Here is a 15,393-nt window from a genome sequence, read left to right on the forward strand (position 1 = left end):
CAATATTAACTCTACAAGTCATTTAACCAGGTATTGACCTCGTCTTGTGTTTTTCCGGTCTTCTTTTGAAGTTTACCTAATAACTCGTCTTCTTTGCCTTCTGCGTACATAAGATCATCATCTGTAAGGTCTGCATATTGTTGTTTTACCTTGCCTTTGATCTCATTCCAACGGCCTTTCCATGTTAAATCACTCATAATTATTCTCCTTTCATTAGTTATTAATAGAACAGCATTAATCAAATAATCGTTTTAAAATTTTTTTTAAATTCTTAATCGCTATACCTGCACTTTTTATACTCTTCTTGTTATTTTCGGTTACAATTAGCGGTCCAAGCTTTTCCGTCTTTCGTGTAGCCAATAGTTAATTTTCCAGCATCAATACGAATAACACCTGTACCAGCTGAACCAATATTGATTAAGACATTATCCTTTTTCTCGAAATCTACTCCATTCAGATTAGGAATACCATTCCCGAAAGCAAAATTATAGGTATCGCCAGCTTTTGTTACCGTAACTGTCCCTTCTGCCGCTGCAACATCATTATCATTGTTGTTTAAATCATCAAAAGAGATCGTACCTTCGTATTTTCCAATAAAAAGATCATTGTCTGCCGGATCATCATCTTTGCTACAGGCCGTAAAACCTACAAATACCGTAAAAATAAGCATACCCAGTCCCAGTGTTTGAATTAATTTTTTCATACGTAAAATGTGTTAATGTAAATATTCTCTTTATTACAGCGGGGTAAAATTCAAACTTTATGCCATCCCAATTTCACATCATAAACATCCGTATCAAATCCCTAATAAGAGGTATAAATACCGTATCATAGTATTTATACCAACCACTGTAACAATTTTAGCGGGCATAATATCTTACTAACAGATGCTATGCGAAAGAATTTATAACCTTTAGGTTATCAGTAGTTTTCAGTTTTAAGGCGTAAGAACGTTGGCAAAATATTATTGAAAAAACTTGGATCGAAAGCGCATTATCGCTAAATTCATTTATCCCAAGCCTACACTATGGAAATCAATTATGCGCTTATCGTTCGAAGATTCGAGGAATATTTTGACCTATGGAGTTCCAAAGTATACCAATATGCAGTCCATAAAACCAAATCTTCTTATCTAGCCGAAGAAACTGTACAGCGTGTATTTATCAAACTCTGGAAAAATATGCGTGACAAAAATATCGATGCCACCATAGAATCCCAGATTTTCTGTATCACCCGAACAGTGGTGATCGATCTGGTCAAGGCAGAGTATAACCGAAAGAAACTTCTGGATCACGATCAGACATTTGTCTTGCGCCATAGCCCTCAGGATGATTTTTATGCCAAACAACTTACATCCACACTCCATGAAATTGTCGATAAACTACCGGAGAAACGCAAGGAGATTTTTATGCTAAGCCGGTTTTCTAATCTTTCGCATAAGGAGATTGCGGACAAGCTGGCCATATCGACTAAAACTGTGGAGAACCAATTGACACTAGCACTAAAAACTATTCGAAAGGCTTTACTGTTGAGTATGCTGGCGCAAATTATTTTTTAATTTCTTTGGGGGCTACCTCGTTTTCGATCGTAATCTTTATACATGAAGATTACAAAAACACTCATCGATAAATACCTAAGCGGTAAAGCCAGTGCGGAAGAAATTGCCGCAGTAGAAAATGCGCTGGCCAATAACGAGTTTTATTGGGAGGATTTTATGCCGGAAACGGAATGGCAAGCATATGAGATGGATTCGGATTTTAAAAACCAAAAGGAAATAAAAGCGCATATTTTCAAACAAATAGGGCAAAAAAATAAAGATCGTTTCAGCTGGTTAAAATATGCAGCTATTATCTTCTTCATTGGAATAGGAGCCTGGCTGGGATTAAACCAAATCGATTCTCCTAAACATACCACCGCATATCGTAACCCTAAGAAAGTCCAGCCAACACTACAGGAGCAACCAAGTAATTTATATTATATCAATTCAGGTAATACCATTCAACAAATTGCAGTTCCAGACGGTTCTACGATCGACCTATACCCCAATTCTGAAGTAAAATTCAGTTCAGATTTCACAACGATTAGCGCGCGAGAAATTCAATTAAAAGGTAAGGCCAAATTTACGGTAGCAAAGGATAAAACAAAGCCTTTTCGCGTTCATACGGCAGATTTGACAACAACCGCACTTGGCACTGTTTTCAGTGTGGAAGAAGGTGGTAGCGCGATTACAAAAATAAAACTCTATGAAGGCCGTATTGAAGTCAAAAGCAATCAGCATGATGAAGATAAACAGACCTTACATCTACAGTTTCAACCCAACGAAGAAATCAGCATTGATCGCAAGCTAAAACAGATCATTTCCGAAACCCGGGTCAATACTTCTCCATCCAGCAAAAGGGGGTCTTACTTAAAAACTAGCGGACAGCTGATCTTTAAAAACCTCCCATTGCAAGATGTACTTCACATCATCAGTCATAATTATGGCCTTAAACTAAGCGTTGAACCTAAAGATATACAAAATAAATACTATAGTGGAACGTATAAAAATACAGCATCTGCATACGTCAACATGCTAGCTGATATCCAAGCACTCCATAAAATAACCATTCACGTACAAACCGAATAAAATTCACTCACATAACCCACAAATTATGCACAATTATTTACCTTCCAAGCATAGTATCCTGACTATGCTATTGTTGAGATCCAACATTCGAGCCGACGTAAACTGGGCACTGCGTCTCGGCCTCATGGGGCTTTTGTCGACAAGCTATCTTCTTGCTGATGCCCAACAAAATGCGTCCATTAACGGAGTAATCAAAGATGAAGCAGGAAAGCCCATCCCCTCAGCGACGGTTACCATACGTAATGCGACTAGCGGATTGAAAAAAACAACAACCAGCAGACCTGACGGAACTTTTTCACTCGACCAGATTCCTGCTGGACAGGGCTACCAGATCAGCGTGTCGTCCATTGGTTTTAAGAGCAGAGAATTATTGGATTACACCATTACCGAAAGAGACAAACTAGCGATCAATATCAGTTTGGAATCGAGTGCGCAAAACCTACAGGAAGTTGTCGTCACCGCGCTTGGTATCAAACGCGAAAAAAAAGCACTTGGTTATACAGTCGCTGAACTCAAAGGCGACGAGCTGACGCAGGGTAAAGAAACCAATGTAGCAAATGCCTTATCGGGTAAAGTTGCCGGCGTACAGGTGAGCCGCGCCGCATCTGGAGCCGGAGGTTCATCCAAGGTCGTCATCCGTGGTAACAACTCACTTATCGGTAATAGCCAGCCGCTCTATGTTGTTGATGGCGTACCGATTGATAATCAAAACATTTCGTCTCCAAACCAATCTGGGGGAACCGATTATGGCGACGGAATCGGAAACATCAATCCCGAAGACATCGAAACGATGTCGGTATTAAAAGGCCCGAATGCGGCCGCACTTTATGGACAAAGAGGAAGTAACGGCGTAATCTTGATCACGACGAAATCGGGGAAAGCTGGTAAGACCCGCTTTAGCTATGGTACAGATTTTTCATTGGGCAATGGACTGGTCTTACCGGATTTTCAAAATGTGTATGGACAAGGATTGAACGGAACATTTACACATTTCAGAAAAGATGATGGCACCATTGTTTCCATGAGCGAAGCGCTGAAAAATGGTTACAGTGGTATGCCTAAAATGAGTGCCGGACGTGACCGTACGACACGGGCAAGCTGGGGTGCGAAGATGGAAGGCCAGACTTATGAAGATGCTTATGGCAACATCTTACAGTTAACACCAAAGCCAGATACCTACTCGTCGTTTTTTCAAACGGAGAAACAGTTTGTCAACAACCTCAGTATCGATGGCGGAACCGACAAAGTAAACTACCGTTTTTCATTTGCCAATACAGATGTAAAGGGTTATATTCCCACCAATACGCTGAAGAGAAACAATTTCGGTTTACGTACCCAAGCCAAAATAACCGACAAATTTCACATCGACATCAAGGCCAACTATATCGCCCAGAAGGGGCAAAACCGGCCAACACTGGCTGATGCAGCAGACAACCCGGCTTACCTATTCATCAGCCAGCCGCGAAGCCTAGGCAACGACATCCTGGCACAGTATAAATGGACAGCACAGGAGATCAGTAGACAACTCGGATTTTCGGGATTGACGGAAGGATTGGAAAAAAACATATGCCACCAATAGTTCCACAGCAAATCCGTTCTGGACCATTCATGAAAATCACAATGAAGATCGCCGCGATCGCATTATTGGCTTGCTCCGTCTGAGTTACGACTTTGCCTCTTGGCTAAAGGTAACAGCGACTGGAGGTACCGATTTCTATACTGATCAAAGGTTTCGCTACCGTCCAATCAATACCTACCAAAGCTTAAACCGAAAGGGAGATATTCGGGAAGAGGTCATCAGAGCCCGCGAAGACAATTTTGACATCCTAGCAAGTTCCAACTTTAAGTTGACCGACGATATTAAACTCAGTGCCAACTTAGGTGCCAGTCACCAAAATAGATATTTACGTATGACAGGAAATTCAGGTAATCAATTTATTGTTCCGAATCTCTTTGTCATTAATAACACCACGACAAATAGTTACATATTTGACCTGATCGAGTCCAAGATTAATTCGGCTTATCTATCGGGCCAGTTCAGTTACAAAGACTATTGGTTTGTTGATTTCTCTGCCCGTAACGACTGGTCTTCGACCCTGTCAAAGGAAAACAATTCGTTTTTCTACCCGAGTGTAAGTTCCAGTTTGGTCTTATCGGATGCGTTCAAATGGCAATCTGACGCACTGTCTTTCGCCAAAATCAGAGCTTCATGGGCCCAGGCCGGTAGTTCAGGAAACCCCTATCAATTGACAGGAGCATATAGTCTCAACCAATACACCCACGGCGGTGTACCAATGGCTTCGTATACAGAAATCATACCGGATCCAAATCTGAAAAACGAATTGACTACATCAATCGAAGCTGGAGCAGATCTGCGATTTCTGAAAAACAGACTTTCGTTCTCCTTCACCTACTATCAGGCCAAAACAAAGAATCAGATTCTGGATGTGCCCATTGCTCCTTCTAGCCTCTATGTGAAAAACAGAATCAACGCAGGGGAAATTAGCAACCGAGGTATTGAATTTGTGTTGGGAGCAACACCGGTAAAAAGCGAATCTGGATTTGAGTGGAATACAACGTTTAACTATAACCGCAACCGGAATAAAGTAGAATCACTTTACCCGGGCGTAGAAAGCTTTTTACTCGCTACAGATCGCGGGATAAACGTAGTTGCGGAGGTCGGAAAACCATTTGGCCAGCTGATTGGGACACAGTTTGCGTGGATCAAAGATGAGCAAGGAAATAGGTTGATCGACCCTACCACTGGACTCCCTTTGCGCACAGCCGGACGTGTAGAAACCGATCTTGGAAATGCGCAACCCGACTGGTTGGGAGGTTTTGCCAATACAGTTAAATATAAAGGTTTCAATCTCTATGCACTTGTCGATATCCGTCAGGGCGGCGTGATCTTCTCCCAGTCGAACCGCGAACAGATTATTTATGGTACTTCAACGAAGACCCTAGAAGGACGAGATGGCACCTACATTGCCGAGGGGATGGTCGGACAAAAAGATGGATCAGGCAATTGGACAAGCACAGGAACAAAAAATAGTAAGCAGGTCGCCGCACAAGATTATTGGAACATGGTTGCGAGTGACAAAGAGGTCATGGTATCCGAAGAAATGATCAATGATATGAGCTATATTGCCATGCGCGAAATCAGTCTTTCGTATTCTTTCCCGAAGAAACTGATGCCGCATAAACTCGTCAGCTCGCTAAAATTGGGCGTGTATGGACGTAACCTCTTTTATTTTCAACGGAAAACGGATGGATTTTCACCAGAAGCTTCTGCTTTCAATGTAAACAATAGCTCGATTGGTATTGAATCAACTTCACTTCCAATGATGCGCACATTCGGTATTAATCTCACTGTTGGTCTGTAAACCCTTTATCATGAAAAAGAAACTATTTAAAAATACATTCATCGTCGGACTTATTTCTGTGGCAGGATTAGGTTCATGTACCAAAGATTTCGAACGGATCAATACACCGCCGACATCGGTCACCACTGTAGACCCTTCCTTACTTATAGCCCGCATTCTACGTGATGGTACTTTTCAGGAATCTGGGGAACTACCCAACAACAAGTTTGGCTCTTGGATCCAACATTGGGCTGGGGGACCGGTAGTGCCTGTTTCTCGATATTTTGAAGGACCCGAAAATCTTATTTGGTCGCAGCACTACACCTTGCTCCGCAATATCGTTCAGATCAAACAGGAATTGAGCGGCAAGGAAGACAATGCAGCAGGGAGAAGTAAACTGGCTATTGCCGAACTTTATGAAGCCTATCTCTATCAGCGCCTTACAGACTTGTTTGGGGATATTCCCTACTCCGAGATTACAAAATCCAATAAGGAAATTAACCGTACACCCAAATTCGACAAGCAAGAAGAGATCTATCCGGCACTGGTTCAAAAGGTCGATGCAGCTATGGCAAGGCTGACCAGCGGCGACCTGTCTTACGGCTCCTCAGATTTCTTTTACAAAGGCAGCATTGACAAATGGAAAAAATTTGGCAATTCACTCAAACTAAAGCTCGGCATGCGCATGCGGTACGCCAATCCTTCTTTGGCCCAGAAAACGGTTACCGAAGCCATGACTTCTGCTATCGGTCTATTCTCCAGCAACAGTGATAATGCCGCAGTACCGACCTACAACGATGCTCAGGCTGAAAACCAGAACCCGATTTTACGTCAAATGACTACCGGAAGTGCCGATCTACGTTATTTGGCGAATACTCTGGTTGACAAACTCAAAGAATACAATGACCCAAGGCTTCCTTTACTTGCCGAGCCTGTCAATTTCAATGGTACAGCAACATACCAGGGTATTGGCGTTGCGTTAACGGATAATCAGTTGTCACAATTGATTCGTGCCAACTATTCCACGGCCAATAAATCAACGTGGTTTAGTCTCACCTTTGCACCGATCCCAAGCTATGCCTTTACGTATTCGGATATCTGTTTTTACAAAGCCGAAGCTGCACTGCTTGGCTGGGGTGCTACACCTGCAAATGCCCAAACGTTCTTTACAGAAGGTGTCAAAGCTGCGCTGGCACTTCCACCATACAATATGACGTCAATCCCCGCTGCATATGAACCTGTGCTCAATCTAAGCAGCTTGACAGACGAACAGAAAATGGAGAAAATAGCGACCCAAAAATGGATTCACCTATTTGGCCGGGACATGGAAGCCTTTGCCGAATGGCGACGTACCGGATACCCCAGATTAACCCCTGGCCCTAATGCAGGTTCAACCAACGGACAGATACCACGTAGGGCAATATACTCCAGTGAAGAAGCTGAGTTGAACGCAACAAATTTAAAAGAAGCGGCATCCAGAATGACGAATGGAGATTCTTTCTTGTCTAAAGTTTGGTGGGACAAAAAATAATACAAATATATCAATGGGGCTGCCCAATTGGACAGCCCCTCTCGTTACCGATTTAAAGCATAGGTAGTACAGCAGTTTTTTAGATAAATTTTCAAAACGATAGACTTAGTTCTTTACACAATGATTATATTATGTTTGCACCGAAATAACGACATTATTAAATAAACATAATCCATCAATACACTGTAAGACTCAATATAATGATTAATTTAAAACCCCTTATTCAGCAAGACGTATCACCATTTTATGAATGGATCAATGATGACATTTCGATAAAATATTCACTTTCTGTATTCCAATCCATGCACTCAAAGGATCAGATCGATGCTTGGTTTCTAACTGTTGTCAATGATCTAAAAAATTTTAATCGTGGAATTTTCTTAAACGGGGATACAAATAAATTGATTGGATATGCTGGCATTTGTAATATTTCAAAGCCAAACAGATCCGGAGAATATTTTATTTTCATCGGAGATCGTCAACATTGGGGTAAAGGGATAGGATCTCAAGTTACCAAATTACTTCTCGCTATTGGATTTGAAACATTAGGACTTAATAGAATTATGCTTACCGTATCCGAGCCAAATTATGCAGCGATTAAAGCGTATGAAAACGCTGGATTTAAACTTGAAGGTAGAATGCGTGAAGCCTGCTTTAGGGATAACCAATTCCACGACAAGCTGCTGATGTCAATTTTAAAGGATGAATGGTTTGAAAAAAGAAAACAAATAGAAAATAAGCCTAATTAGTGCAAGCTCATTGCAACTTCGAAAAGCGCGTCGAAATTTATCGCTAAATCTAGATAGCAGTAAAAACAACAGAAAGCCTCCCAGAAAGGATTACCGATGTCAATTTAATAAAGGGACTACTGCTTTTTTAGGATTCCCTGAGCAACTCCTGCATCAATCAGCTTCTCTGCATATGCCCAAAGCGCAGTAGAGCCATCTTTGATGACAGATTTCTTGGCAAAGACCTTTTCATAACTTACTCCGGGCTCATTCCAAGTTCCACCATTATTGGAACTGTTTTGCAAAAGGGGTTCCAAACGATCCATTGCACGTGCAAACTTAGCCTCCTCCGTCTGTCCCGACTCAAACTCCTCCCAGAGTGTAATCAGTTCATCTGCCTGATCTTTTGGTAAAATCCCGAAAATCCGCCCTGCTGCCAAGCGTTCTAAATCAGTGTTGGTATGATTTCTTTCCAAATCATAGATAAAAGTATCGCCAGCATCAATCTCTACAATATCATGAATCAACACCATTTTGACCACTTTTAATAGGTCTATTGATTCATCTGCGTACTCTAAAAGTGTTAGCGCCATCACTGCAAGGTGCCAACTGTGCTCAGCATCATTTTCATGCCGGTCGCTATGAAAAAGCTTTGTTTTTCGCTGTATATATTTAATCTTATCAATCTCTTTAATAAACTCGATTTGTTTTAATAATCTATCCGAAATTTCCATACGATGAAAACAATATAATTGAACAATATACAAATTTACTATTTTTCGTATATAGCCTATTTATCCGCTATCATTTCGATCAAAATGATAGATTATTGACACCGCCCCGACAGTAGGCATACCAAAAATAACCGCAACATTTATTAAATTTGATAGACATGCAATTCCATTGTGGATTATGAAAAAAATAGGCTTTTTATCGTTTGGACATTGGTCCAAACATCCCGCATATCGTACGCAGACAGCAAGTGACACCTTGCTGCAATCGATAGATTTAGCTGTAGCTGCAGAGGAAATAGGCATAGATGGAGCTTATTTTCGCGTACACCATTTTGCAAATCAGCTGGCATCCCCGTTTCCTTTACTCGCGGCCATTGGAGCCAAAACCTCTAACATTGAAATCGGCACTGGTGTAATCGACATGCGCTATGAAAATCCGCTTTATATGGTGGAAGATGCCGGCGCTGCAGATTTAATTGCTGGAGGCAGATTGCAGCTGGGAATAAGCAGAGGTTCCCCAGAGCAAGTAATTGATGGCTGGCGCTATTTTGGTTACAACCTAGGCGAAGATGAAACCGACGCTGATATGGGAAGGAAGAAAGCTTTGGCGTTTTTGGAAAAACTTAACGGTATCGGTTTTGCCGAGCCAAATCCCTATCCGATGTTCCCAAACCCACCGGGCCTACTCAGGCTTGAACCCTATTCAGATGGCTTAAGGGATCGTGTGTGGTGGGGAGCAGCGTCCAATTCAACAGCCGTATGGGCTGCGCATAATAAAATGCACCTTCAAAGCTCTACCTTGAAATATGATGAAAATGGTAAGCCTTTTCATATTCAGCAGGCCGAACAAATCCGCTTATACAAAGAGGCGTGGAAGGAAGCTGGACATGCCGGCGAGCCCCGGGTATCCGTTAGCAGATCCATCTTTGCGTTGGTCAACGATTTGGATCGCTACTATTTCGGGCAGGCGGCGGATAAAAAAGATAAGATAGGAATGATCGAAACAGACCGGCGGGCGATTTTTGGAAGAAGCTATGCGGCCGAGCCAGATCAACTTATAAAGGAACTAGCGCAAGATGAAGCCATCCAAGAAGCCGACACATTACTCTTAACCATCCCAAATACGTTAGGAGTAGACTATAACATTCATATCCTTTCGGCTATTTTGAAATATGTCGCGCCCGAACTCGGCTGGCGTTAACTTTTCTGAACTCATGATAAAGAATATTCGGTACAAAACAAAAATTGCTGTAATAGGTGCGGGACAAGCTGGGCTTTCCGCTGCATATCATTTAAAAAGAATGGGACTGACAATCGGGAAAGACTTTATTATCTTAGATGAAGCCCCTAGCCCAGGTGGGGCCTGGCAATTCCGTTGGGATTCGCTCACCTTAAGCACTGTTAATAAAATACACGATTTGCCTGGTATGTCGTTCGAAGAAACGCTATCCACAAGCGACACGGAGGTCCAAGCAAACACTGCCGTCCCCCATTATTTTGAGCTTTATGAGAAGAAATTTGAGCTTCAGGTATATCGGCCAGTTAAAGTAGACAAAGTCTATGCACACCATAATCGTTTTCACATCGACACAAATAACGAGCTTTTCTCAGATCTAGGCATTATAAACGCTACAGGTACATGGGAAAACCCATACATTCCGGACTATCCCGGCGCAGCTTTATTTCAGGGAGAACAACTTCATACAAAGGATTTTAAAACTGCAGACTATTTTAGGGGAAAACATGTGATTGTTGTTGGAGGCGGAATTTCTGCCATTCAATTACTGGACCAAATCTCCCAAATAACGACAACGACCTGGGTTACACGTCGACCACCTTTGTTCAGAGAAGGACCTTTCGATGATATGGCAGGTCATCATGCTGTTGCGATGGTGGAAGAGCGTGTAAGGCAAGGACTACCGCCTTTGTCTGTAGTGGCGGTGACAGGCCTTCCCTATACTAGTGAAATCCAAAAGATAGAACAGCGTGGAGTTCTTAAACGTTTTCCGATGTTTAAGGAAATAACAGAAAAGGGAATCAAATGGGACAACGGAATAGAGCAAAAAGCAGATGTAATTCTTTGGAATACGGGCTTCAAAAGCTCATTGAGCCATCTCGATGCCGTTCTGCCAAAAGAAGTCCAAGGCGGAATCCAAATGACAGGCAGACTCGCTACCATGGTAGCCAAAGAGCCCAGAATTCACCTCGTGGGTTATGGCCCATCAGCATCCACTATTGGAGCAAACCGAGCCGGAAGTGCCGCAGCCAAAGAATTGCTAAATACGCTTTCAGACGTCGGCCACAGTCTCACCATGTAGAGCGAAACAAACTAAACTGGCAAATCAAGTCAGAGCGCAGCAATGGAATAGCAATCTAGCATTTAATCAAAGTTATTCACCACGGTAACAAATCCTCAAAATATTAATTGTCAACAGCTAACTAAACCAAAAACCCTATAGACTTTCTGTAAGGACTAACCATCAATCGATTTGTACACGTACCTTCATTTCTAAACGAAAAAAATCTCTGTGGATGCGAATTTAAATTCATTCCTTACAAATTTAAATCATACCTTAAGATATATTTATCCATGCATTACTTTTATACAAATAATAAAGAGAACCCTACTGAATAAAAGCTAAAGCTAGGAAGAATGGAGTGGACAATATTGAATCATCAGACCTTCCTACATCATATATATAGTGCTATTCAGTATGGCTAAGCGGATTAATAACAATGTATTCAATTAATAGATTTTTATCATGAAAACAAAACATTTATTTTCAGCATTATTGTTAACATCTTGTAGCTTAACACTATTTACATCTTGTAATGGCGACTCTGTCGATACGGTAAAAGCTATTGAATCTAACTACGACAACCAAGACAAGACCATTGCGTTAGTTGGAGAATTTGATGCACCGTCTTTCACCTTTTCATCTGGCAAATCGAAAACGATGGAAATGAATTTTGTTGTTAAATCTCATGCTTTCAGTTCAGAAAAATTTACAGTAATCAATGTGATTTTACCTGTTGGCACAGAAAAGAATAGTGTATTATTTGATATCCCTGCGGACCAAAAAAATTATACGCTCAAGAACTTCTATGTATTTGACGACAATGGAGAGAAAATCAATCTAGATTCGCATACAACATTTAAAATGAAAGGTACAGTACGTTACAGCGAATTAGAGAAGCCAGAAAATGAGCGAGAAAAGGACAACTTTAATTATAAAATAACCGACGTAAGTTTTGTCAAAAATTAAAAATGATAGCCGCTATAATCCAAAAGATAAGCTCATTTTATCAATCGAAAACATAAGCAACCTAAACTTAATAGCGGTCTTCTATTTGAATTGAACGCTACGGGCAGGCTTGAATAATGAGCAACCTATATCCTTGCTATGCTAACGGTCTATCCGGATGCATGTATATATACTAGAAGCGCCAAAATAGCACACAGCAACATGACCGTAGACGTTCAATTTAAGATCAAATATAGAAATTAAAACTAACATAATTAGCTTTAATTTCTATATTTTTTAGCAATGAAATATAAAACGTCCATCCACCTTAAAATCCAAAAAATACCTTAAAACTAATGCACTTATAAAGAGCGACTAATATCTACAACATTGAAAATTTGGTCAACGTCATCCAAACTTACATCAAAATCAGGATATCTTTTTTTATCCGAGTTAAGTGATCTAAGCGTAAGAATTCCGTTGTTTACATTGTGATGAGCGATTTCTTTTATAATAACCCCCTCAAACTTATGCACTATTACCCAATAACGATATTTATGTGTATGAAATTTGGATTGCCATAACTCTGGCTTTATCAAACGCCCCGTAACAATATCGCCATCCAATACACTTGCATCCGTACCATCGGTCATACTGTCACCACTAACTTGAAAAGAACGATAAGCTCCCTTATGAAACTCATTGACTGTAATAAAATGGGCAGGTAAGTCGTCCATATATTCGGGATCGGAAAAGCCCGATAAATAACCGGCTTTCGCTTTCTCAGTAACAAGTTTTGTCTGCATCAAATATCTTCCAGGGGAAACTTCAAAAAATATATTGTTCTTGTTTTCATCGATAAACTTAATATCGTCCGAAAAGTACCCTATTGATTTTCCATTTCCCACACTGACCATCGCCATAGTGTCAGACTGAACTGGAGCGACAGTCGCTAGCCTATCCCCTTTTCCATACAACAGCCAGTCATATTGAACATGCGGAAAAGCCTTCTGAATTCGTGTTTTCATCGTAAGCCCAATAGGATACTCACCTTTTTTAATACGCGAATAGACCTGTTCGCGGACACCTAATAACGACGCAAATTCACGGTTTGTGACACGCATTTCCAGGCGCAAAACTTCAAAATTATTATTTGAATAAGTCTCCATAGTTGATACTGTACTTAAGAAATGTTACACAAAAACATAACATTCTGACACAAAGTTACACAACTTATCAAACCTAAACAAACAGAACAATTAAAAAAAATAAAAACAACTGACTATAAGACTATTAGAACTAAACAAATAAGTTTATCATTTTTCAATAACATGAAAATTTATCAAAAAAAACACCTAATGATTAACAATTTAGTTTAACTTTGTTTAACAAATAAATTGATTAGCGGCTAATATACAGATGTTAATAAGCCGCGCAAATAAAATAAGATTTTAAGAACAGAGGCAACACTATATTTAACACGTAAAAAATAGCTCACAACACATGAACACATTATATTATTCATTTATGATGAGTTTCTTAAAGGAAAACCATCCCGAAATACTAAAATCCATTGATAAGATTTATGAACCTGATCTTTCTAAAATCAGTAAAGTGATAGACTGCTATTGCAAATTCGCGGGCATCCCAATTCAACAAATCGTGGGAGAATATATCAATTATAGCGATATTCAGCATCGTTACAAAGCTATAGCGGTTGTTTTACGCATTTTTCAACCTGAAAAATTTACTAATCTAAAAACAAAGGTTAAAAGCACCATTTATAAAGAATTAGGACCGTGTTTGAAAATAAATAATGACATTTTACAGAAATCCATCATCTGCGCATGCAACCAATTTGATCTTTACCGGGACTTCAAAATGGAGATCAAGCAGATTGCCAATTATTACCTTATTGATGCGCGTTTCAATAAAGACTATTGATTTATTTCACGTCCATCTTAAACTTATTGATAAAATTCGTCTTCTTCTTATTGAACCATATAGATAGTCCTTGATAAAAAATACTCAAGGACTATTCTTGGGATGTAGATTCAAACAACTTATTCATTGCCTGTACTAAGTTTTGCTTTTTTGATCTGCTTTAATTCCATTTGTAACTTATTGTAAAGTATCATGAGGTCATCATATTTTTTTTGCAAATCGGCTAATGTCCTTATGCACGCCATACGTTCATCATTTGCTAGACGTAGCGCTTCATTAAGATCTTCAATAATCGCGCGAAGTTGCTCAATATCCTTCGCTAATCTATTCGAATATCCTTCCCATTTCTCGATCACCTTTCCAGCATTTTCAACATTTGTAGCTTCCACTTGAGCTTGCTCTTTGGGCTTTCCGACGAAATATCCTCCAACAGCAGTAGCCACGGGTATAATCAACTTTTCCAAAATTTCAAGTAAGTCCATTCCAACCCCCTTTTATTAATGATTTAAATTTCTCCCAGGGAAACTGTCGCCCTGGATCCTCTTTTCTTCCGGGAGCGATATCTGAATGCCCCAAAATATCCCGAATCGGATAGTGACCGATAAGTGCCTGACACACTTCAAGCGCAATACTGATTTGCTTTTCGGTATAGATTTCATGACCTTTATTCTGTAACTCTATACCTATACTATAGGTATTCAACCCCTTTAGCCCCGCCCATGTACTAGAACCTGCATGCCAGCATCTGACATTAAACGGGGCCATTTGGGTTACAACACCAGTACGACTTATATGCAGATGCGCAGACACTTTACTTCGCGAATCTGTCAACCAGTCTATAGCACTAGTCGAGTTGGGCGCACCATCATAATGCATGATGATATAAACAGGTTTGATAATACCACCTTTATTGGGCGTATCTCTATATGAAACACCTAACAGCTTGTTTTCTTTAATTTCCATAGCTTTTATCCTTATTAATTAGTTCTTTTATGTTTGTATTTAGATTACTCCGAGCTTTCATAAGCATCGAATCAAATGTGATAAATGAAAGCATTTTTAGCTTTCTCTACACTACAAATTTAAAGGCAGTCAGCTATTAAAACACGGAATAACAGATTAATGTAGTCGGTACGTTGCACTTACCGACTATTTTGGAAAAACACCGCAACAATAAATGGTGTGTGCTAAAAACGATCTCATCGTTAAAGTCTCATACCGGA

At 40.2% G+C, this 15,393-nt stretch carries 16 protein-coding genes; 10 read left to right on the top strand and 6 right to left on the bottom strand.

Features of this window, described 5'->3' with window-relative positions; translation table 11 throughout:
• Window positions 1-11: 11 nt before the first annotated feature.
• Together QE382_RS19415 and QE382_RS19420 are read right to left on the bottom strand one after the other, a co-directional pair.
• Window positions 12-197, bottom strand: coding sequence for a CsbD family protein (locus QE382_RS19415; protein WP_294185784.1), 186 nt, complete (start codon window positions 195-197; stop codon window positions 12-14).
• Window positions 198-307: 110 nt separating this feature from the next.
• On the bottom strand, window positions 308-703 hold the full coding sequence (locus tag QE382_RS19420) for a hypothetical protein (protein WP_307187374.1): 396 nt from the start codon (window positions 701-703) through the stop codon (window positions 308-310).
• Window positions 704-1,027: 324 nt separating this feature from the next.
• Between QE382_RS19420 and QE382_RS19425 the strand changes: the two genes are divergently transcribed.
• From QE382_RS19425 to QE382_RS19450, 6 genes are all read left to right on the top strand, one after another.
• A complete protein-coding gene (locus QE382_RS19425) occupies window positions 1,028-1,558 on the top strand; it encodes a sigma-70 family RNA polymerase sigma factor (protein WP_307187375.1) in 531 nt (176 codons plus the stop codon).
• A 42-nt stretch (window positions 1,559-1,600) separates the two neighbouring features.
• Complete coding sequence (locus QE382_RS19430; protein ID WP_307187376.1) at window positions 1,601-2,626, top strand: FecR family protein; 1,026 nt, start codon at window positions 1,601-1,603, stop codon at window positions 2,624-2,626.
• Between the two features lie 25 nt (window positions 2,627-2,651).
• Window positions 2,652-4,205, top strand: coding sequence for a TonB-dependent receptor plug domain-containing protein (locus QE382_RS19435; RefSeq protein ID WP_307187377.1), 1,554 nt, complete (start codon window positions 2,652-2,654; stop codon window positions 4,203-4,205).
• A 25-nt stretch (window positions 4,206-4,230) separates the two neighbouring features.
• Window positions 4,231-6,009: a TonB-dependent receptor domain-containing protein gene (locus QE382_RS19440; RefSeq protein ID WP_307188043.1), complete on the top strand. Its 1,779-nt coding sequence runs from the start codon at window positions 4,231-4,233 to the stop codon at window positions 6,007-6,009.
• Between the two features lie 10 nt (window positions 6,010-6,019).
• Entirely contained in the window at window positions 6,020-7,519 is a 1,500-nt protein-coding gene (locus tag QE382_RS19445; RefSeq protein ID WP_307187378.1) for a SusD/RagB family nutrient-binding outer membrane lipoprotein, read from the top strand.
• Between the two features lie 200 nt (window positions 7,520-7,719).
• The gene (locus QE382_RS19450; protein WP_307187379.1) at window positions 7,720-8,268 is read left to right on the top strand and encodes a GNAT family N-acetyltransferase; all 549 of its coding nucleotides are present in this window, start codon (window positions 7,720-7,722) and stop codon (window positions 8,266-8,268) included.
• Between the two features lie 116 nt (window positions 8,269-8,384).
• On the opposite strand, the gene QE382_RS19455 is transcribed toward QE382_RS19450, so the two are convergent.
• On the bottom strand, window positions 8,385-8,981 hold the full coding sequence (locus QE382_RS19455) for an HD domain-containing protein (protein WP_307187380.1): 597 nt from the start codon (window positions 8,979-8,981) through the stop codon (window positions 8,385-8,387).
• A gap of 178 nt (window positions 8,982-9,159) precedes the next feature.
• On the opposite strand from QE382_RS19455, the gene QE382_RS19460 reads away from it, so the two are divergent.
• The 3 genes from QE382_RS19460 to QE382_RS19470 all read left to right on the top strand — a co-directional run bounded on the left by QE382_RS19460 (window position 9,160) and on the right by QE382_RS19470 (window position 12,247).
• Window positions 9,160-10,182 (top strand): LLM class flavin-dependent oxidoreductase, encoded by a 1,023-nt coding sequence (locus tag QE382_RS19460; protein WP_293887659.1) that lies wholly within the window; start codon window positions 9,160-9,162, stop codon window positions 10,180-10,182.
• A 13-nt stretch (window positions 10,183-10,195) separates the two neighbouring features.
• A complete protein-coding gene (locus QE382_RS19465) occupies window positions 10,196-11,299 on the top strand; it encodes an NAD(P)-binding domain-containing protein (RefSeq protein ID WP_307187381.1) in 1,104 nt (367 codons plus the stop codon).
• 444 nt (window positions 11,300-11,743) lie between these two features.
• Window positions 11,744-12,247, top strand: coding sequence for a hypothetical protein (locus QE382_RS19470; protein ID WP_293885379.1), 504 nt, complete (start codon window positions 11,744-11,746; stop codon window positions 12,245-12,247).
• A gap of 341 nt (window positions 12,248-12,588) precedes the next feature.
• On the opposite strand, the gene QE382_RS19475 is transcribed toward QE382_RS19470, so the two are convergent.
• Window positions 12,589-13,395, bottom strand: a complete 807-nt coding sequence (locus QE382_RS19475) for a hypothetical protein (RefSeq protein ID WP_209576526.1) — start codon at window positions 13,393-13,395, stop codon at window positions 12,589-12,591.
• Between the two features lie 334 nt (window positions 13,396-13,729).
• Here QE382_RS19475 and QE382_RS19480 point away from each other — a divergent pair, with 334 nt between their 5' ends.
• Window positions 13,730-14,170 carry a hypothetical protein gene (locus QE382_RS19480; protein ID WP_307187382.1) on the top strand — a complete coding sequence of 147 codons (441 nt, stop codon included), beginning with the start codon at window positions 13,730-13,732 and terminating at the stop codon, window positions 14,168-14,170.
• A 119-nt stretch (window positions 14,171-14,289) separates the two neighbouring features.
• Here QE382_RS19480 and QE382_RS19485 read toward each other — a convergent pair whose 3' ends face one another.
• Both QE382_RS19485 and QE382_RS19490 read right to left on the bottom strand, forming a co-directional pair.
• Window positions 14,290-14,652 carry a hypothetical protein gene (locus QE382_RS19485; RefSeq protein WP_293936993.1) on the bottom strand — a complete coding sequence of 121 codons (363 nt, stop codon included), beginning with the start codon at window positions 14,650-14,652 and terminating at the stop codon, window positions 14,290-14,292.
• Entirely contained in the window at window positions 14,639-15,133 is a 495-nt protein-coding gene (locus QE382_RS19490; RefSeq protein ID WP_293955720.1) for an N-acetylmuramoyl-L-alanine amidase, read from the bottom strand. The genes QE382_RS19485 and QE382_RS19490 overlap by 14 nt, the downstream gene beginning before the upstream one ends.
• Window positions 15,134-15,393 lie beyond the last annotated feature (260 nt).

The organism is Sphingobacterium zeae, from assembly GCF_030818895.1.
Lineage (GTDB): Bacteria > Bacteroidota > Bacteroidia > Sphingobacteriales > Sphingobacteriaceae > Sphingobacterium > Sphingobacterium zeae.

Coding starts and splice junctions, on each gene's coding strand:
- QE382_RS19415 (WP_294185784.1), bottom strand. CDS start 197: ATGAGTGATTTAACATGGAAAGGCCGTTGGAATGAGATCAAAGGCAAG.
- QE382_RS19420 (WP_307187374.1), bottom strand. CDS start 703: ATGAAAAAATTAATTCAAACACTGGGACTGGGTATGCTTATTTTTACG.
- QE382_RS19425 (WP_307187375.1), top strand. CDS start 1,028: ATGGAAATCAATTATGCGCTTATCGTTCGAAGATTCGAGGAATATTTT.
- QE382_RS19430 (WP_307187376.1), top strand. CDS start 1,601: ATGAAGATTACAAAAACACTCATCGATAAATACCTAAGCGGTAAAGCC.
- QE382_RS19435 (WP_307187377.1), top strand. CDS start 2,652: ATGCACAATTATTTACCTTCCAAGCATAGTATCCTGACTATGCTATTG.
- QE382_RS19445 (WP_307187378.1), top strand. CDS start 6,020: ATGAAAAAGAAACTATTTAAAAATACATTCATCGTCGGACTTATTTCT.
- QE382_RS19450 (WP_307187379.1), top strand. CDS start 7,720: ATGATTAATTTAAAACCCCTTATTCAGCAAGACGTATCACCATTTTAT.
- QE382_RS19455 (WP_307187380.1), bottom strand. CDS start 8,981: ATGGAAATTTCGGATAGATTATTAAAACAAATCGAGTTTATTAAAGAG.
- QE382_RS19460 (WP_293887659.1), top strand. CDS start 9,160: ATGAAAAAAATAGGCTTTTTATCGTTTGGACATTGGTCCAAACATCCC.
- QE382_RS19465 (WP_307187381.1), top strand. CDS start 10,196: ATGATAAAGAATATTCGGTACAAAACAAAAATTGCTGTAATAGGTGCG.
- QE382_RS19470 (WP_293885379.1), top strand. CDS start 11,744: ATGAAAACAAAACATTTATTTTCAGCATTATTGTTAACATCTTGTAGC.
- QE382_RS19475 (WP_209576526.1), bottom strand. CDS start 13,395: ATGGAGACTTATTCAAATAATAATTTTGAAGTTTTGCGCCTGGAAATG.
- QE382_RS19480 (WP_307187382.1), top strand. CDS start 13,730: ATGAACACATTATATTATTCATTTATGATGAGTTTCTTAAAGGAAAAC.
- QE382_RS19485 (WP_293936993.1), bottom strand. CDS start 14,652: ATGGACTTACTTGAAATTTTGGAAAAGTTGATTATACCCGTGGCTACT.
- QE382_RS19490 (WP_293955720.1), bottom strand. CDS start 15,133: ATGGAAATTAAAGAAAACAAGCTGTTAGGTGTTTCATATAGAGATACG.